This window comes from Streptomyces sp. ASQP_92, assembly GCF_025399895.1.
Taxonomy (GTDB): Bacteria; Actinomycetota; Actinomycetes; order Streptomycetales; family Streptomycetaceae; genus Streptomyces.
This window is the reverse complement of sequence record NZ_JAODUA010000004.1, coordinates 369,171-386,173: the sequence shown is the minus strand read 5'-3', so window position 1 is coordinate 386,173 and position 17,003 is coordinate 369,171. Positions and strand designations below refer to the sequence as shown.

The 17,003-nt window shown below is 69.8% G+C and carries 20 protein-coding genes; 14 read left to right on the top strand and 6 right to left on the bottom strand.

All coding sequences use genetic code 11. The annotated features are described in order from the left end of the window. Positions 1 to 224 precede the first annotated feature (224 nt). On the bottom strand, positions 225 to 1,355 hold the full coding sequence (locus N4G70_RS13745) for an NADH:flavin oxidoreductase (RefSeq protein WP_261712878.1): 1,131 nt from the start codon (positions 1,353 to 1,355) through the stop codon (positions 225 to 227). Positions 1,356 to 1,579: 224 nt separating this feature from the next. Between N4G70_RS13745 and N4G70_RS13740 the strand changes: the two genes are divergently transcribed. Then, positions 1,580 to 2,017, top strand: a complete 438-nt coding sequence (locus tag N4G70_RS13740; protein ID WP_261712936.1) for a MarR family winged helix-turn-helix transcriptional regulator — start codon at positions 1,580 to 1,582, stop codon at positions 2,015 to 2,017. 63 nt (positions 2,018 to 2,080) lie between these two features. On the opposite strand, the gene N4G70_RS13735 is transcribed toward N4G70_RS13740, so the two are convergent. Further along, the gene (locus tag N4G70_RS13735) at positions 2,081 to 2,680 is read right to left on the bottom strand and encodes a TetR/AcrR family transcriptional regulator (RefSeq protein WP_261712877.1); all 600 of its coding nucleotides are present in this window, start codon (positions 2,678 to 2,680) and stop codon (positions 2,081 to 2,083) included. Positions 2,681 to 2,809: 129 nt separating this feature from the next. Here N4G70_RS13735 and N4G70_RS13730 point away from each other — a divergent pair, with 129 nt between their 5' ends. From N4G70_RS13730 to N4G70_RS13720, 3 genes are all read left to right on the top strand, one after another. Further along, positions 2,810 to 3,634, top strand: a complete 825-nt coding sequence (locus tag N4G70_RS13730) for an SDR family NAD(P)-dependent oxidoreductase (protein ID WP_261712876.1) — start codon at positions 2,810 to 2,812, stop codon at positions 3,632 to 3,634. Between the two features lie 422 nt (positions 3,635 to 4,056). Continuing rightward, positions 4,057 to 4,965 (top strand): alpha/beta fold hydrolase, encoded by a 909-nt coding sequence (locus N4G70_RS13725; protein WP_261712875.1) that lies wholly within the window; start codon positions 4,057 to 4,059, stop codon positions 4,963 to 4,965. A 192-nt stretch (positions 4,966 to 5,157) separates the two neighbouring features. Continuing rightward, positions 5,158 to 5,721: a dihydrofolate reductase family protein gene (locus tag N4G70_RS13720; RefSeq protein WP_261712874.1), complete on the top strand. Its 564-nt coding sequence runs from the start codon at positions 5,158 to 5,160 to the stop codon at positions 5,719 to 5,721. 55 nt (positions 5,722 to 5,776) lie between these two features. Here N4G70_RS13720 and N4G70_RS13715 read toward each other — a convergent pair whose 3' ends face one another. Beyond that, positions 5,777 to 6,346, bottom strand: a complete 570-nt coding sequence (locus N4G70_RS13715; RefSeq protein WP_261712873.1) for a TetR/AcrR family transcriptional regulator — start codon at positions 6,344 to 6,346, stop codon at positions 5,777 to 5,779. A gap of 148 nt (positions 6,347 to 6,494) precedes the next feature. On the opposite strand from N4G70_RS13715, the gene N4G70_RS13710 reads away from it, so the two are divergent. After that, positions 6,495 to 6,941 (top strand): nuclear transport factor 2 family protein, encoded by a 447-nt coding sequence (locus tag N4G70_RS13710; RefSeq protein ID WP_261712872.1) that lies wholly within the window; start codon positions 6,495 to 6,497, stop codon positions 6,939 to 6,941. 66 nt (positions 6,942 to 7,007) lie between these two features. Further along, entirely contained in the window at positions 7,008 to 8,027 is a 1,020-nt protein-coding gene (locus N4G70_RS13705) for an NAD(P)-dependent alcohol dehydrogenase (RefSeq protein ID WP_261712871.1), read from the top strand. A gap of 12 nt (positions 8,028 to 8,039) precedes the next feature. Here N4G70_RS13705 and N4G70_RS13700 read toward each other — a convergent pair whose 3' ends face one another. Continuing rightward, positions 8,040 to 8,522 carry a hypothetical protein gene (locus N4G70_RS13700; RefSeq protein ID WP_261712935.1) on the bottom strand — a complete coding sequence of 161 codons (483 nt, stop codon included), beginning with the start codon at positions 8,520 to 8,522 and terminating at the stop codon, positions 8,040 to 8,042. Between the two features lie 380 nt (positions 8,523 to 8,902). Between N4G70_RS13700 and N4G70_RS13695 the strand changes: the two genes are divergently transcribed. The 3 genes from N4G70_RS13695 (at position 8,903) to N4G70_RS13685 (ending at position 10,677) form a co-directional block, all read left to right on the top strand. Next, positions 8,903 to 9,118, top strand: coding sequence for a hypothetical protein (locus tag N4G70_RS13695; RefSeq protein ID WP_261712870.1), 216 nt, complete (start codon positions 8,903 to 8,905; stop codon positions 9,116 to 9,118). Between the two features lie 363 nt (positions 9,119 to 9,481). Continuing rightward, on the top strand, positions 9,482 to 10,009 hold the full coding sequence (locus N4G70_RS13690) for a GNAT family N-acetyltransferase (RefSeq protein ID WP_261712869.1): 528 nt from the start codon (positions 9,482 to 9,484) through the stop codon (positions 10,007 to 10,009). Between the two features lie 206 nt (positions 10,010 to 10,215). After that, complete coding sequence (locus tag N4G70_RS13685; protein ID WP_261712868.1) at positions 10,216 to 10,677, top strand: hypothetical protein; 462 nt, start codon at positions 10,216 to 10,218, stop codon at positions 10,675 to 10,677. Between the two features lie 511 nt (positions 10,678 to 11,188). Here the strand turns inward: N4G70_RS13685 and N4G70_RS13675 are convergent. Beyond that, positions 11,189 to 11,365: a hypothetical protein gene (locus N4G70_RS13675; protein WP_261712867.1), complete on the bottom strand. Its 177-nt coding sequence runs from the start codon at positions 11,363 to 11,365 to the stop codon at positions 11,189 to 11,191. Positions 11,366 to 11,863: 498 nt separating this feature from the next. Here N4G70_RS13675 and N4G70_RS13670 point away from each other — a divergent pair, with 498 nt between their 5' ends. Both N4G70_RS13670 and N4G70_RS13665 read left to right on the top strand, forming a co-directional pair. After that, the gene (locus tag N4G70_RS13670) at positions 11,864 to 12,730 is read left to right on the top strand and encodes an SGNH/GDSL hydrolase family protein (protein WP_261712866.1); all 867 of its coding nucleotides are present in this window, start codon (positions 11,864 to 11,866) and stop codon (positions 12,728 to 12,730) included. 113 nt (positions 12,731 to 12,843) lie between these two features. Further along, positions 12,844 to 13,473 carry a hypothetical protein gene (locus N4G70_RS13665; protein WP_261712865.1) on the top strand — a complete coding sequence of 210 codons (630 nt, stop codon included), beginning with the start codon at positions 12,844 to 12,846 and terminating at the stop codon, positions 13,471 to 13,473. A gap of 92 nt (positions 13,474 to 13,565) precedes the next feature. Here N4G70_RS13665 and chrA read toward each other — a convergent pair whose 3' ends face one another. After that, positions 13,566 to 14,765 carry a chromate efflux transporter gene (gene chrA, locus N4G70_RS13660; protein WP_261712864.1) on the bottom strand — a complete coding sequence of 400 codons (1,200 nt, stop codon included), beginning with the start codon at positions 14,763 to 14,765 and terminating at the stop codon, positions 13,566 to 13,568. A 394-nt stretch (positions 14,766 to 15,159) separates the two neighbouring features. On the opposite strand from chrA, the gene N4G70_RS13655 reads away from it, so the two are divergent. The 3 genes from N4G70_RS13655 (at position 15,160) to N4G70_RS13645 (ending at position 16,970) form a co-directional block, all read left to right on the top strand. Further along, on the top strand, positions 15,160 to 15,492 hold the full coding sequence (locus N4G70_RS13655; RefSeq protein ID WP_399035367.1) for an ArsR/SmtB family transcription factor: 333 nt from the start codon (positions 15,160 to 15,162) through the stop codon (positions 15,490 to 15,492). Beyond that, positions 15,489 to 16,262 (top strand): aquaporin, encoded by a 774-nt coding sequence (locus tag N4G70_RS13650; RefSeq protein WP_261712862.1) that lies wholly within the window; start codon positions 15,489 to 15,491, stop codon positions 16,260 to 16,262. The genes N4G70_RS13655 and N4G70_RS13650 overlap by 4 nt, the downstream gene beginning before the upstream one ends. A 303-nt stretch (positions 16,263 to 16,565) precedes the next feature. Beyond that, entirely contained in the window at positions 16,566 to 16,970 is a 405-nt protein-coding gene (locus tag N4G70_RS13645) for an arsenate reductase ArsC (RefSeq protein WP_399035317.1), read from the top strand. Positions 16,971 to 17,003 lie beyond the last annotated feature (33 nt).

Sequence of the window (17,003 nt, the reverse complement as noted above, 5' to 3'; positions counted from 1 at the left end):
TGGTGCGTGGGAGCGCTCCCAGTTCATGAAGTCAGGTTGGACGGAACACGTCAAGAGGCGTGCAGGCAAAGGGAATTGACGTTGTCGGCAGTTCGGGGCTCGGCCTGCCCCCGTAGCCGCCCCCACATGACCGTGCCGGTCACAGTCCTCAACGCGAGGCCGTGACCGGCACTTTCCCTCACACGTCGGCTTCGGCGAACGTGGCGTCCGCGAGCCGGCTGCGGCTAGCGGCTGAGCGACGTGAGCGCCGCCGGGTCGTAGGGCTTCAGCTCGTCGAAACGGTTGCCGAGGACCTTCGCCGCCCACTGCGGGTCCTGGAGCAGCGCCCGGCCGATGGCGACCATGTCGAACTCGTCGCGCTCCATGCGGTCCAGGAGGTTGTCGATGTCGCCGAGTGCGGCACCCTCGCCGGCGAAGGAGCGGATGAAGTCGCCGTTGAGACCGACCGAGCCGACGGTGATGGTCGGGCGGCCGGTGAGCTTCTTGGTCCAGCCCGCCAGGTTCAGGTCCGAGCCCTCGAACTCCGGGAGCCAGTAGCGCCGGGTGGAGGCGTGGAAGACGTCGACGCCGGCCGCGGCCAGCGGGGCCAGGATCGCCTCCAGCTCCTGCGGGGTCTGCGCGAGCCGGGCGTCGTAGGCCTCCTGCTTCCACTGCGAGTAGCGGAAGACCACTGGGAAGTCGGCCGGGACGCGTTCGCGGACGGCCGCCACGATCTCCGCGGCGAACTTCGTACGGGCCACCGCGTCGCCGCCGTACTCGTCCGTGCGGCGGTTGGTGCGCTCCCACAGGAACTGGTCGAGCAAGTAGCCGTGGGCGCCGTGCAGTTCGACGCCGTCGAAGCCGATGCGCGCGGCGTCCGCGGCGGCGTCGGCGAACGCGCCGATGACGTCGTCGAGGTCGGCGCGGGTCATCGCGTTGCCCGTGCCCTCGGTGCCGTCGACACGGATGCCCGAGGGGCCGACGGCGGGTGCGTCGGCGTACGGGGCCTCGCCCTGCTTGCGGACCATGCCTATGTGCCAGAGCTGCGGCACGATCGTGCCGCCCGCCTCGTGCACGGCCGCCGCGACCTTCGACCATCCCGCGAGCTGTTCCTCGCCGTGGAAGCGCGGCACGCGGTCGCTCTGCCCGGCGGAGTCGTGACCGACGTAGGTGCCCTCCGTGACGATGAGACCCACACCCGCGGCGGCCCGGCTGGCGTAGTACGCCTGCACGTCCTCGCCGGGCACGCCGCCGGGGGAGAACATCCGCGTCATCGGAGCCATGGCGATGCGGTTGGGGACGGTCAGCCCGTTCAGCGTGATGGGCCGGGAGAGGATCTCGGCCGCGCGGGATGCGGTGGGTGCGGTGTCGGTCATGCGGATCCTCCGGGTTGAGGCTGTGGCTCATCGGGATGACAGCAGAAGTGCATAGTACACAGCTTATGTATCATGCATATTGCAGGCCCTGGCCACCCGGGGGAGCCGTCTTCGGACCCCCTGGGGAGCCTCACCGGTTCCTGGGTCCGCGATAATGGTGCGCCGGAGGGAGCGGGTCGGAAGGAGCGGGAGGCGCGGTGCTGGAGAAACTGGAGCGGGAGCTGATGCTGCTGTCGCGGCACCAGGTGCTGGCCCGGCGCGAGCGCGACCCCGAACGCCTCGATCGGTCGGCCTACCTGCTGCTCAGCCGGATCGACACTCAAGGCCCCATGTCCATCGGGCAGTTGGCGGATGCCTTCGGCCTCGACACCTCCACCGTGAACCGGCAGACGGCCGCGCTTCTGCGCTGCGGACTGGCCGAGCGTGTCACGGATCCGGACGGCGGCATGGCCCGCAAGCTGCGCATCACCGCTGAGGGCGGTCGCCGGCTCGCCGCGGATCGCGAGGTCAACCGGTCCTGCCTGGCGCAGGTGGTGGCCGACTGGTCCCCCGAGGAGGTGCGGCAGTTGGAGGACGCCCTGGCCCGCCTCAACCGCAGCGCCGAAGCGGTCGAAGGACGGCACTGGCCGCGCACGGAGGACGGCGGCGCCTGCGGCTTGTGAGCCCCGCGTCGCCTTGCCCCGCAGGCACGGTCGGGGCGCTGTGCCGCCGGCCGTGACGGGAGTTCAGGGGCCGAAAGCCCGGAGGGTCACGTCGACGAGCGAGTCGGCGTATGCGGCGGTCAGGGGCCCGCTGCGATGCAGCCAGCGTTGGAAGAGCGGGGCGTAGAGGACTTCGAGGACCAGGTCCAGGTCGGCTTCGGCGTCGAGTTGCCCCGCCCGCTGAGCGCTGCGCAGACGCGCCTTCTTCGCCTTGTCCAGTGGCTTGGCCAGTTTCTCGCGGTACTCGTCCGCCAGCGCGGCATCAGTGGCGACCTCTGCGGTGAGGGCCCGGATCAGCCGGTCGAAGGACGGGTCGGCGAATTCCTCCACCGACGCACGCATCACGAGCTTGAGGTCCGCCTCGACGTCTCCCGTGTCGGGCAGCGTGATCGACTCCCCGTCCGCATCCTCGCTCAGCGCCAGCAGCGCGGCGAAGACGACCGCGCTCTTGGACGGCCAGCGTCGGTAGATCGTCTGCTTGCCTACGCCCGCACGGGCGGCGATGGCCTCGACGGTGACCTTCTCGTACGGCTCCTCCGCGACCAGGGCGCGGGTGGCCGCCAGGATCGCCTGCCGGGACCGTTCCTTGCGCCGGGAGTGGCCCGGCCCCATCTCGTCGGGCATGCGGACAGCGTACCCCCGTTGTGAAACGAGACGATTCGTATTGCTTCCCGAGGAGGAAATGCCCTAGCCTCGGCAACGAACGGGAAACGAACCGAGACGGGCCGTTTCATTTACTGAGGGTGAGGTGCCATGACGCAGCATGCGCGAGTCTGGTTGATAACCGGTGCATCCAGGGGCCTGGGCAGGGCATTCGCCGAGGCGGCCTTGGCGGCGGGGGACCGTGTGGTGGCGGCCGCGCGAAACGTCGGCCCCTTGGACGACCTGACCGAGAAGTACCCCGACCACTTGGTCCCGCTCTCCCTGGATGTCGCCGATCGGCAGGGCGTTTTCGACGGGGTCGCCCGCGCGGTAGCCGCGTTCGGGAGGTTGGACGTGGTCGTGAACAACGCCGGCGGAATGCTCTACGGCATGGTCGAGGAGGCCACGGAGGAGCAGATCCGGGCCCATCTGGATGTGAACTTCTTCGGCGCCTTGTGGGTGACCCAGGCGGTCCTGCCTCATCTGCGCGCCCAAGGCGGGGGGCGGCTCCTTCAGGTCACCTCGATGGGCACCGGCGGTGGCATGGCGACCGTCGGCTTCTACGGAGCGGGCAAGGCCGCGTTGGACTCGGTCAGCGAGGCGCTCGCCATGGAGGTCGAAGGCTTCGGGGTCAAGGTCACCATCGTGCAGATGGGCGGCTACAACACCGGCCTGTTCACCGCCGGCACCACGGCCACCGAACCCCTGACGCAGTATCAGTCCGTGCGCACCGAGATGGAGGCCATGTGGGGAGACGCCGTCTCTCCGGAGCCGGAGACCGCCGCACCGGTCATCATGGAACTGGCCGCACTGCCGGACCCGCCCCGACGGCTGATAGTCGGCAGCCAGTCCTTCGACCACGTCATGGAGATGGGCCGGGCCCGGACGGAGCTGTATCGATCCTGGGAGAGCCTCAGCCGTATCGCCCCGGGCTGAGCGGCGCGGGCACCGTCAACCAGGAGATACCTGGCGCCAGTTGGAGCCCCGCGCCCCCTGGGGCTCCGCCCCAGACCCCGTTCGCGCCTGAACGGCGCTCGTCCTCAAACGCCGGACGGGCTGAAATGCCCGGTGCAGGCCAGCACCAGTACCGCTAAGGGGCGCGGGGAACTGCGCGAAAAGCGAGCACGGTCGGCAGACGAAGGCAGGGGCCCGCGGCGTTGAACGTGGTTCAACGGTCGTTGTCGAACCGGCCGTTGTTCGAGGCGTCGCGTACGGCCATCGTTGACTCGTAGGCAGCCCGGTCCGATGTGGGCCAGATCTGGGCGGGGACGGCTGTCCGAGCCCGCGGGCCGATCCCCTCCGCTGTCCACCCACTCCTCCACCGATCGGCGTCTGCGCCCTACGAACGGAAGGTTCCCATGGCACGACAGTTCGCGGTCGAGGCGGCCGACACCCGGCTGCGCGGTGTCGACACGCTCGGCTCAGGCCCCCCGGTGCTCTTTGTGAACGGAGGGTTTTCCACGCGGCGCCAGTGGAAGCGCGTCATCGGCCGGCTCGCAGGTCAGTACCGCACTGTCACCTATGACGCGAGAGGACGCGGCGCATCCGGGACCTCGTCGGACTACTCGCTGCGAGGCGCGGTCGACGACGTCGACCGTGTGATCGAAGCGACCGCGCTGAGGCGTCCGATCCTGGTCGGCTGGTCCCATGGGGCGACGATCGCCCTGTGTTACGCGGCCGAGTACCCGGAGTCGATCGGCGGGCTGGTGCTGATCGACGGCGCCTACCCCGTCTCCGTCCTGGATGCCGCGGGCAGGGAGAGGGTGCGCAGGCGGTTCCGCAGACATGGGTGGTCCATGCGGATCCCGGCCGGCCCAGGCCGCTCGGTCAGGATGAGTGCGCGGGACTGCGCGGAGGTCGTCGTCGAGACGGACGAGGTGAACGGCGACCTCGCGGCGGACTGGGCGGCCCTGCGTCGCCCGACCGTCCTCGTCGTCCCGGCGCGCGACACGACGGGCGGTACGGCGAACACCATGACGGGCAACGCGACGGGCAACAGGACCGGCAACCCGGCAGGGACCGCCGCCGTCCACGCCGTGGCGAGCGGTGAGTACGTGACCCTCCTCGCAACCACGGTCGGCAACCGTGCGCGGATCCTTTCCGAGGACCCCGACGTCGTGGCCATGGCGATCGGGGAGGTGCGAAGGAGGGGGCGCCCGCCCGGTGCGCGGTTCGTCAGAAACGTGGCACCGGTCGTCCCGTCCTCTCTGCTGCTTCGAGCCGAGCCCGTGGAGCGGCGAGGAGTTCTCAACGAGCTGATCGCCTGAGGTGACTCGGCCGAAAGGACCGCGAGGGTCGCGATGCATCCGAAAGGATCACGAGGATCGCGATGCGTCTCGAATTCCGGGGCTCCGGAGCCCCGGCCCTCGGGCCTCGTGTTCCGAGCGGAGCCCCGTGTCCTACGGCCTGTGGCGTCCTGCGGTCGTACTGTCGAAGCCTGTCGTCAAGGAGGGCTGCCGATGCGCCGCGTGACCTACTCGATGAGTGTCTCGCTCGACGGCTACATCGTCGGGCCGGACGGTGGCTTCGACTGGACGGTGCCCGACGAGGAGGTCTTTCGCCTGGCGACCGACGAGGTGCGGGGGCTCGGCGTCCACCTGCTGGGGCGGCGGCTGTACGAGACGATGGTGTACTGGGAGACCGTCGACCAGAACCCGTCCCTCGACTTCCCGACGCGCGAGTTCGCCGCGCTCTGGAGGCGGCTCCCCAAGGTGGTGTTCTCCACCACGCTGTCGGCGGTGCGGGGCCATGCGCGTCTGGCCTCCGGCAGCCTGTCGGAGGAGATCGAGCGGTTGCGGGCCGAGCCGGGGGAGGGGGACATCGCGATCGGCGGCGCGACGCTCACCGCCGAGGCGGCCGCGGCGGATCTGATCGACGAGTACCGGGCCAGGGTCTACCCGGTCCTGCTCGGCGGTGGCATCCCGTTCTTCCCTCAACACGAGCGCCGGGTGGATCTCGAACTCGTCGAGAACCGCACGTTCGGCGCAAGGGTCGTCCACCTCCGCTACCGCGTGGTGCGCTGACGGGCGCAGGTCCCTCGTCCCCGGGCGCGGAACGCCAATAAGCCAACGCCCAGGCTCACTTGGCGCCCGCGTCGATGATGTGCTCGGCGAGTTCCCGGGAGGCGGCGGGTGCGAGGTCGGGGCGGGTCGCGCCGGCGGCGAGAAGGCCGTCGACGAGGAGCATCAACTGCTGTGCGGAGAACTCCGGATGGACATGCCCAAGGGAGACGAACTCGTCCGCGAACAGACCCTGGAGGGAACGCCGATAGGCCCGGGTGACCTCGTGTCCGGGGTGCTCCGGCTCCGTAAGGGCGAGGTCGGCGGCGAGGTAGCGGCAGCCGTGGAAGTCGGGCGCGGCGGCGATGAGGTTGAGTCGGTCGACGACGGCGAGCAACCGGGCTCGGGGCTCGTCCCCGGCCGAAGCCATGGTGGCCCGGTACTGATCGAGATCCTCGGCGGAGCTGCGGCGCAGCACCTCCGCGATGAGGCCGTCCTTGCCCCCGAAGTGTTCGTACAGCGAACGACGGGCGACTCCGGCCGCCTTGAGCAGGGCGTCCACCCCCACTCCGACACCCTGGGTGTACGTCAACTCCTGGGCGGCGGACAGGAGTCGCTCGCGGGGGCCCGGCTTGGCGGCAGTGTTCATGGCGTGATTGTGCCAGCACTTGACACGGTAGATCAACCGGTCTATCTCTTAAGCCATAGACCGATCGGTCTACTTGTTTGGTGCCACTCGAAACCAACCGAGTTCCGGGACAACTGCCCAGCACTCACTGGGTACTTGAGGAGATGTCATGCCTGTGCGCAGCACCGCCGAGGTCATCGATCGTTTCAACCGCGCCTTCACCGACCGGGAAGCGGACCTCCTCGTAGACCTGATCGCCGAGGACTGCGTCATGGAGAGCGTTCAGCCCGCGCCGAGCGGAGAGCGGGTCGTGGGTCGCGAGGCGTGCACCCGGTGGTGGGCGGCGCTCGTCGACGACAGGGCGACACAGTTCACCCCGCAGGAGGTGATCGTGGCCGGCGACCGCGCGACCATCGTGTGGAGCTACCGCTTCGGGGCCGGGCCCGAGGAGTGGGTGAGCGGCGTCAACGTCATGCGTGTGGCCGACGGTCGGATCGTGGAGGCGCTCGGCTTCAGCAAGACGGCCGGCGAGGTTCCGCTGGCTGCCGAGTCGGAGTCGGAGTCGGAGTCCGGAACCGAGCCCGAGTCATCCGAGTTCGAGCCAGAGGGGGCATGAGCGCCGAGCCGTCAGTCGATCTCAGCACACGTACCTGCCGTCACCTCGATCAAGGGATACAGTCCGATGCGCCTGATGCGTAGCTACCACCTCTCACACAGCGGGGCCGGCCCGGACGGGCTCGCGGTACGCGAACACGAAATCCCCGAACCTGGCCCGGGCCAGGCCCTGTTGGCGGTCCGCGCGACGTCCCTGAGCTTTCGCGAGCTCATGGTGCTCAACGGAACGTACGTCCTGCCGGTCAAGCCGGACGTCGTCCCCGTCTCCGACGGGGCGGGTGAGGTGGCGGCCGTGGGGCCGGGCGTCGATACGGTGGGTGTCGGGGACCGGGTCGCCGCGACGCTCTTCCCCTCGTGGCAGGACGGGCCGTTCGCCATCGAGCACCTCGACCAGCGCGGCGGCTCGCTGGACGGCATGCTCACCGACTTCGCCCTGGTCGATGTGGCCTCGCTCGTGGCGATACCCGAGCACCTGACGTATGAGCAGGCCGCGACACTGCCGTGCGTGGCGGTCACGGCGTGGAACGCGCTCACCGGGGACGGGGCAGGTGTACGGCCCGGTGACACCGTGGTGGTGCAGGGTTCCGGCGGCGTCTCCCTCTTCGCTCTCCAGTTCGCCAAGGCGCTGGGTGCGCGCGTGATCGCCACGACCAGCGGACCGGTCAAAGCCGAGCGGCTGCGATGCCTCGGTGCCGACGCGGTCGTCGACTACTCGGCGACACCCGACTGGGCCGACGAGGTCCGTGTGCTCACCGGAGGCCGCGGCGCGGACCGGATCCTCGACGTCGCCGGGCTGCTGCACGAGTCCGTCCGCGCGATCGCGCTCTCGGGCACGATCGCGTGTGTCGGATTCGTCGGCAGCACCGTGACACCGCTCGACCCCCAGGCGCTCTTCGCCTCCGGCGCCACCATTCGCACGGTGGCGGTCGGCAGCCGTGCCCAGTTCATCGCCATGAACGCCTTCATCGAAGAGCATCGGATCCGGCCGGTGATCGACCGCACCTTCGCCTTCGAGGACGCCGTCGACGCCTACTGGCACTACGCCATCGGTGCACCGTTCGGCAAGGTGGTCATCAGCAACCCCTGATGTGACGTGGCCTCAGGCGCTGGCGGCCGCGGTGCAGGAGGTGTTGCCGCCGCAGTAGGTGATGTCCCAGTGCGAGCCTTCGTTGGCGTAGACGTTGCCCGCCGAGGAGCGCCAACGGGTGGCGCCGTCCCCGCGTGTGGAGATGTGGGTGAAACTGCGGGTGACATAGCCGTCGACGCAGGAGTTGCGGGCGATGTCGGCCTTGTAGCCGTTGTAGTGGCTGTACGTCCCCGAGGCGTGGCCGACCTCGGTGCCGCCGGTGACGTTGATGGCGCACCCGCTCGCCGACTTCAGGGTTTTGAGTCCGTCCACGGTGGCCTGGTTGATCTGCTCGTAGGAGGTGCAGTGGGAATCGGAGCGCGTGGTGCACCCGCCGGAAGAGCTGTGGGTCACGCCCGCTGCCGCGAGTTGGGAGGCGGCGGCGGCCTGGCTGAGCTTCACGACGGCGGCGTCCGCGGTGCCCGAAAGGGCGAGAGTCGCGGAGGCGGCGAGCATTCCTGAGAGGAGGAGGGGGCGGCGTCGGATCTGCACGAGGGTCCCTTCGGGTGGGTGGTGCTGGATCAGTACTAGTGGGGTGAGCGTGATTGCGAGTCACTCAAGGCGCGCAGGGTGTGTGGTACCGGCCCTCCTCCCGGGCGGCGGAATGGCCCCGATCGGGGGCCTACGTGGGGCGGCGCTCCATCGGTCGTTACGGCGATCGCCAGTTGGGTCGCTTCTTCGGTCACTTCCACCGGCCTCCGTCGGGGTGCGGCGATGTGACAGATCTTAGGAACGCTGACGAGCCGCGTCAGTACCTCTGTCCGAACTTCTGGCCACGACTGCGCCTGGCGTTCAACTCCGCGTTGTATGACCCAGGTTGATAGCGGGGGCGGAGGATGTCACTCGCTCGGCGGGTGAAGTCGGGCGAACTCCTCGGCGAGCAAGCCCATCAGGACGACATCGCGGTGCTGACCGCCGGAGAAGACACGGGCAACATCTCGCGGAACACGGAGGACGGATACGACCTCTACAAGGCCAGCAAGGCGGCGCTCAACCAACTGATGCGCAGTTACGCCACCCGTCACGCCGATGAGGCCACACCAAGCTGCTGATCGACCCCGGTCACAACCGAACCCGTCTCGGCGGCCCGGACGCCCCGCTGAGCCCGGGGGAGAGCATCCCGGCGGTCGTGGACGTCCTCGAAAAGCAGGCCGGGGTGACTGGCCTGCAATTCCTGGATCGCCGCGGCGAGACCGTCCCGTGGTGAGGCCGCAGGGCGGCTGAGGAGAGGGCTCCGGCGCCGCGATCACATGAGCCAGGCCGAGATCGCGCCGCTTGACTCCGTCCCGGGCCGCAGCCCCGCGGGGCATATCGAAGCCCATCTGCATCCGGGGACCAAGGGCGGTCGGCGAGCATCGCCGACGGGGTGTGTGCCCTCAGGAAAACCACTTGATCCGTAGACTTACGGTTTCCGCATGACGAATTTGCTCCGCCTGGAAACAGTCACTGCCGCCAACTTCGACGTCGCGATCGGCCTGAAGGTCCGCCCCGACCAGGAGCACTTGGTGGCTCCGGTGATGAAGTCGCTGGCCGAGGCATACGTATACCCGGACACAGCCTGGCCCCGGCTCATCTTCGACGGTGAGAGGCCGGTCGGCTTCCTCATGGCCTTCCTCGACATCGACTTCGCGGGCGATGGCAAAGGCGCCGACATCCGTTCGGGACTGTGGCGGCTCAACATCGCGGCCGGCGAACAGGGCCGCGGATACGGTCGCTTCGCGGTCGAGTCGGTGGCCGCCGAAATCCGCCGCCGCGGTGGCACCCGACTGACCACCACCTGGCACCCGGGCGACGACGGCCCCGAGGGCTTCTACCTGGGGCTGGGGTTCCGGCCGACCGGGGAGACGAGCGGGGACCAGAAGGTCGGGGAGCTGGAGTTGGGCAAGCCCGATCCGCTGAGCAGTGCAGTACACCCGTCGGGTGTGGACGGCGCCTCCCTGTAGATGTCGGTCGGCGGTGCGGGTGGTTCGCCGGCGGGGTCGTCGTCGAATCCGGCGAGCATGTCCTTCTGGAGCTGGGCGACGGTTCCGCCGGTGGCGGCCTCGGCGCTTCAGTTGCGGTGTGGCTCGGGGTCTGTCTCCTTGATGCGTCAATCCACTGACCAGCGCCCCTTGAATGCTTGCGGGATCGCGCATGGAAACCTGTTCACATGGAGACATTCGAGGCTCGACTCGACGACGGGTGGAAGTGGTGGGAGGCCGCCATCGAAGAAGCGCAGGAAGGGCGCTGGGTCCGTGACGCTGCGGAACGGCAAGCCCTCAAGGACATCGCTGCCGCCACCAACCCTCTCCATGGGGGGCGGATGGCTCCGTTCACCGAGGACTCGTGGCACGTGCGCATCGGGAGGATCGCGAACTGGGCCGGGGTGCTGCGGCTCGCAGCCCGGTCAGGCGGCTGGGTGCTCCAACCCGTCGCCGGACGCATCCCGGCGCATCCTGCCGGCATGACCGAGCTGCTGTCCGGCATCTACGCGGTCGGCGAGCAGGGAGAAATCTGGATGCGGGGACTCCTGAAGGGCGAACTGCCATCAGAGGACCAGATCGCGAAGGCCGAGGGCTTCCTCACCGGGCCGGGGTCGGTCGAGGACCTTGAGCTCTTCTTCGACGACTGAAAGGTCGCCACTTCATCGTCATCACCGGGCCCGGATGGGGAGGCTGGCGGTGAGGAGGACTACGGCCTGGTAGGGAATGGCGAGCTTGTCCGTCCGCCCGGCCAGGCCGCGTCGCTGCTTCAGTCGGGCGATGCATCGCTCGTCCGCGTTGCGCTGTCCATACGGGAGGACGAGCCGCCCCGCTCCGCCTCAAGTGGCTTACGGAATACCCAAGTGACCTACGGAATAAGCGAGTTCGTCCCGGGGGTGGGTGAGCCGCTGACCGATCTGTTCAATCGGATCATGGCGGTCACGAGGCGGCTGCCGTCGCGGCAGCGCGGGCTGGTGAGAGTCGGGCTCTTCGGGTGTCCGGCGGGGTGTGGCGACGCAGGGCCACTCGGCCTTCCGGTCCGTTGCGGCCCCGTCGCGCCATGCCGGCCCCCGAACCACGTGGTCGGGGGCCGAGTCGCGAACGTACGCCGCCTACGGGTCAGGGGAGCAGTCCGGGTCGTGAACGTCCGGCGGCTGTCGATCAGCGGGCGTGACGGCGAATGGTGCGCTGGCCGGGAACCGTGGACAAGCGCCTGCGGACCTGGCGCCGGCGAGGGCGGGGTGACGGGTTGCGCCTGGCGGGCGCCGAGGGCGCGACCGCGAGCAGAAGCACGACAGCGAGAACCGCGACGAGGATGAACGCCGTAGCGAGCGTCATGTTGTTTCCTTCCGTCGGTTGATGACGGCCTGTCACTACAGCTTGTAGCCGGAAAGCGGGACGCCAAACACGGTGCGTATCCGTACGCCCTGAAGCGGCGGTCTTCCCGGCCTTGACGGGCAGTCAGGGGGAGAGCTGGATCCTCGATGGGCGCCGCCGCGGAGCCGGGGGAGTGAACGCGTGTTGGCGTGGTGCGTCGCAAGGGACGCGGGCGATGGCCGGAAGAGGGTCGCCGCCTTGGGAGCCGGAGGGGCACGGCAGTCCCGCTGCCTACGCGGATGCAGAAACTGTTGCCAACTGTGTTGACGGCGAGTCGGCGAAGGCTCAGATTACCTAGCGGTAGTACCTCGCGGTAACCCCGCATTCCGTACTCCACGGCCGAGGGTGCGCGGACGGATGGCGCGCGGCCCGACGGTGCGTCCAACGACGGCACTCGCACCCACCATGCCGCACCCGCCGCAAACCCACAGCAAACCCACCGCAAAGAAAAGAGAGCACATGTCCAAGGTGCGTAATGTCATGGCCGCGTCAATCGCGGCGGGTTTGTTGGCCACCGGTCTCGCCACCGGTGGCGACGCCCACGCCGCCTCGCCTCTGAACTACGTCGCCCTCGGCGACAGCTACAGCGCCGGTTCCGGGGTCCTGCCCATCGACACCGGCAACCTGCTCTGTCTGCGCTCCACCGCGAACTACCCCCACGTCCTCGCCTCCAGCACGGGCGCCCACCTCAAGGACGTGACCTGCGGCGCCGCGCAGACCAAGGACTTCGCCGGCTCCCAGTACCCGGGCGTGGCCCCCCAACTGGACGCACTGAGTGCCGACACCGACCTGGTGACCTTCACCATGGGCGGCAACGACAACAACACCTTCATCAACGCCGTGACGACGTGCGGAACCGCGGGCATCCTCAGCGGAGGCAAGGGCAGCCCCTGCAAGGACAAGAACGGCACCTCGTTCCAGGACCAGATCGACGCGCATACGTACCCCGCGCTCAAGAAGGCGCTCCAGGACATCCGCGCCAAATCGCCCAACGCCCGTATAGCCGCCCTGGGTTACCCCTGGATCACGCCGTCCACCGCCGACCCGTCCTGCTTCGCGAAGCTTCCGATCGCCTCCGGGGACGTGCCCTACCTGCGCGACATCCAGGCTCACCTCAATGCCGCCATCGAGCGCGCGGCCCAGGAAACCGGCGCGGCCTACGTCGACTTCTCGCAGGTCTCGGAGGGACACGACGCCTGCAAGGCCGTTGGAACGCGCTGGATCGAACCGCTCCTCTTCGGGCAGAACATCGTGCCGGTACATCCCAATGCCCTCGGGGAGCGGCGCATGGCCGAGCGCACGCTGAGCGTCCTGAAGATGGGCTGAACCGCGGTCGTTCGGCGCCGTCGCCGTGGCCCCGGAGCGGGGGAGTCGGGACGGTTGTCGCGGCGTACGAAATCGGCTCGCTCCCGAAGTCGGCCCCGGCCACAATGGCCTCCATGACGACCACCGGGGACGACGACGAAGACCTACAGCCCATGCCCGAACAGGCAGCTGGCGACGGCCCGTTGGCCTGGTGCCTGGTGGCCAACGTGGCCCGGGAGACCAGCCACGGTGAGGGCGGACTGGAGATCCGCTCCGGCTTGCGCCACTTCAGCCCCGGCGCGCTGGTCTGGCTGACGCCACCGCTCTGGGGCGACGGCGGCCAGAGAATGCGGGTGACGGGGCGTCGGCGCAACAATCGGTGGCATTACGTCTCGGTCGTCATCCGCACGTTGCACCTGGAGAACTACCGGGTGAAGGGCATTTACGCCCCCTCGCTGCTCAGCGCCGTGCAGGGGATCGACAGTCGGCGGCCCGATGCCACCGAGCGCCCTCTGTGGGCCTCGCGCGAGGAGGCGCAGCAGTGGGCCGACCGCGCCAACAGGGGCTCCCTGCCTGTGCACTTCAGGGATGTGGAGTACGAGACGTACGGTTTCGTCCACCATCCTCCGGTCGGCGACCCCCCTCCGCTGGAGCTGGGGGTGAGGGGCCATGTCTTTCACCTCGCGCACTTCAACGCCCGGCGTGCGGTGTACAGCCCGCTTCCTCCGCCCGTGGAACCGGCGTTGGGACTGGAGCTGGACTGAGCGGGGCCGGGGGATGGGCCGTCACGGTCGACCTTCCGGAGCCGGGTACCCGAGGCCGAGCCCCGAATGTTCCGGTACGGCCCGGATGCCCGTCAGGTCGGCCACCCTGCCGCTGCGGCGACCATGCCGAGTGCGGCTGCCACGAGCAGGGTGCTCACGACGCCGCGTCTGGCGGCGACGAGCCAGATCGTGCCGGCGCCGAGCACCGCGAACTGCCACGCGTGCTGGAGGGCGAGCGCGAGTGGGATCGCCGAGCCGGCGATGGCACCGATCACGGCGGGGCCGGCGCCCGTGAAGAAGCCCTGTACCCGGTCGTTCGCGCGGATCTTGTCGAAGTGGGGCCCGCCGAGGATCACGAACAGGAACGAGGGGGCGAACGCGACGGCTGCGGCCAGCAGGCCACCGGGGATCCCGCCGGCGGCGTAGCCGACGACGGCGACGGTCTGGACCACCGGGCCGGGCGTGATCTGACCGAGGGCGACCGCGTTGAGGAACTGGCCGTCGGTCATCCAGTGGTAGTGGTGCACGGCATCGGCCTGCATGAGCGGGATGATGACGAAGCCGCCCCCGTAGGACAGGGCGCCCACCTTGAACGCGACCCAGGCGAGCGCCAACAGACCCCCCGCGGCCGCCGGGGCGGTGGCGAGGACGAGCGGTAGCGGCCAGGCCCTGGCACGGTCCGGTTTCGCCGCGGAACGGGTACGGATCACGCTCTCGACGCATCCGGCGGCGATCAGGGCGAGCACCAGCCACGGACCGGCCAGAGCGGCGGCGGCCCCGCCGAGGACGTAGACGAGCCAGCGGGCCCGGGCCGCGCGAGCCGCACCGGCGCGCTGCCAACTGGCGGGCACCAGCGCCACGGCGGCCCGCACGGCGACCGCGGCCACCACCGCTCCGGCCCCGGCGGCGGCACCGCGCACCCACAACGGCGGGCTGCCGGCGAGGAAGAGCGCCGCCAGGACGAGAATGAGGACGAGGCCGGGGACGATGAAACACAACCCGCCCACCAAGGCGCCGACCGGGCCGCGCAGCCGCCGGGCGGTGAAGATCGCCAACTGCGTCGAAGCCGGGCCGGGCAGGAGGTTGGTGACGGCGATGGCGTCCTCGAACTCGGCGGCCCCGATCCAGCCGCGCCGCTCGACGCACAACTGGCGCAGCAGAGCGATGTGGGTGGGCGGGCCACCGAAGCCGACGCACCCGATCCGCCCCCACTCCCGGGCGATCGTGGCCAGCCCGACCCTTCCCGTCTGCCGGTGCTGCTCCTGTTGCCGCTCCTGGTGCCCGTCACCCACGTGAGGCTTCCTCCCTCTGTCCGTCCCACGGTCGCGGTCACAGGCGCAACTCGCAGTCGTGCCCGTGTCCGTGTCCGGCTCCGCGCGCGCGACCACCCCGCTCTGGGTGCGCGCCGGGTCCGGCAAGGCCGGGGTGAGAGTAGCGGGAGTGTGTGAACGTGTGATGGCCGAGGGCGGGGCGGGGGAGGCATGCCTGTGCGCTTTCCGACCGCCTGACCGGGGGTCCGGCCCGCCGGGGGGTCGCCGTCATCATCCAGGCCTCACCTGGGGGTCCAGCGAGCTTGCTCTCCAGTTAGATGACTGTCAACATAGACATATGTCGAAATCGGAGCTGGTCGTCCTCCAGCGGGACAAGGACAAGAGCGAGTGCGAGGACACGGTCTGCTGTTCGCCGATCGTGCGCGAGCCGCTGGGGGAAGAAGCAGCCGTCGACCTGGCGCGGATGTTCAAGGCGCTGTCGGACCCCGTACGGCTGAGACTGCTCTCGCTGATCGCCTCGCACGAGGGCGGCGAGGCGTGCGTCTGTGACCTGACCGGCCCGTTCGACGTGTCCCAGCCGACGATCTCCCACCATCTGAAGGTGCTGCGCGAGGCCGGCCTTGTCGGCTCCGAGCGGCGGGGGACCTGGGTCTACTACTGGGTTCTGCCCGCTGCTCTGGCGAGGCTGTCCTCGCTGCTCCGGGCCCCGGTCGCCCCTGCGGCGATGACGCCGGAGAAGGCCGGATGACCGCGGCGGCTCCGCTGGTCCGCCGCGCGGCGGCCGAGTTCGCGGGGACCGGCGCCCTGGTGACGGTGGTGGTCGGCTCGGGCATCCAGGCCGCCAAGCTCTCCCAGGACATCGGAGTGCAGCTTCTGGCCAACTCCCTGGCCACCGTCTTCGGACTGGGCGTGCTGATCACCCTGCTCGGCCCGGTCTCCGGCGCCCACTTCAATCCGGCGGTCACCCTGGCGGCCTGGTGGAGCGGACGCCGGTCGGGGGAGCGTCTCACTGTGCGCGAGGTCGGCGCCTACGTCTGCGCCCAGACCGCCGGGGCGATCGGCGGCGCGGTGCTGGCCGACGCCATGTTCGCCGAGCGCCTCGTCGCCTGGTCCACCCATGATCGATGGGCTCCGCATCTGTGGCTCGGTGAGGTGGTGGCGACCGCCGGGCTCGTCCTGCTGATCTTCGGCCTGGCCCGCACCGGCCGCGCACATGTCGCGCCGGTCGCGGTCGCCGCCTATATCGGCGCGGCGTACTGGTTCACGTCTTCGACCAGCTTCGCGAACCCCGCTGTCACGGTCGGCCGCATGTTCAGCGACACCTTCGCCGGCATAGCCCCGGGCTCCGTGCTTCCGTTCGTCGGTGCCCAACTCGTCGGTCTTGTCGTTGGGTTGGGCTTGGTCGCCGTCCTGTTCGGCCGACACGCCCCTGACATGGGGGAGGGTGAGGTGGTGGTTCCCCAGGTTCCCCACGACGGTCACGAGCGTGAGGACGATCTGGTCGCCTCCGACCGCTGAGCCGCCTCCGGTCCGCCGCGCCCGTATCCGCGGGCCCGTCGGTCCCGGCACCTCCGGTCGTACGACGCGCACTTCCGCCACCTTCGCGTACCTGCCGCGCCGCCCTGTACCCCCACGTCCCGTAGGTGCGCAGCCCACCCGCCCACCTGCCCATGCCCACCTGCCACCTGCCCATCCGCGCACCTGCGCCAACGAAGAACTCGAGAGCGACTCGTGAGCACTCCCTCAGGCCCGACCGCCCCAGGCCCGTCCGCCCCAGCCCGGTCCGTCTCAGTCCCCTCCGCCTCGCCCCCATCCGTCCGCGTGCCGTCCGTGCTGTTCGTCTGTGTGCACAACGCCGGCCGCTCGCAGATGGCCGCCGCCTTCCTCGCCCACCTCGGCGGGGCCCGGGTCGTGGCCCGCTCGGCCGGTTCCGCCCCGGCCGACGCCGTGAACCCCGCTGTGGTCGAGGCCATGCGGGAGACCGGCATCGACATTTCCGCCGAAGTGCCGAAGGCGCTGACCACCGAGGCGGTGCGTGCGTCCGACCTGGTGATCACCATGGGCTGCGGCGACGCCTGCCCGGTCTTCCCCGGCAAGCGGTACCTCGACTGGAAGCTGGCCGACCCGGCGGGACAGGGTGTGGCCGCCGTCCGCCCGATTCGCGACCGGATCGAGCAACGCGTCCGGGCCTTGCTCACGGAACTCGGGGTCGAGTCCACGGCCTGACGCCCACCGCGACGACCACCACGCTGGCCACCG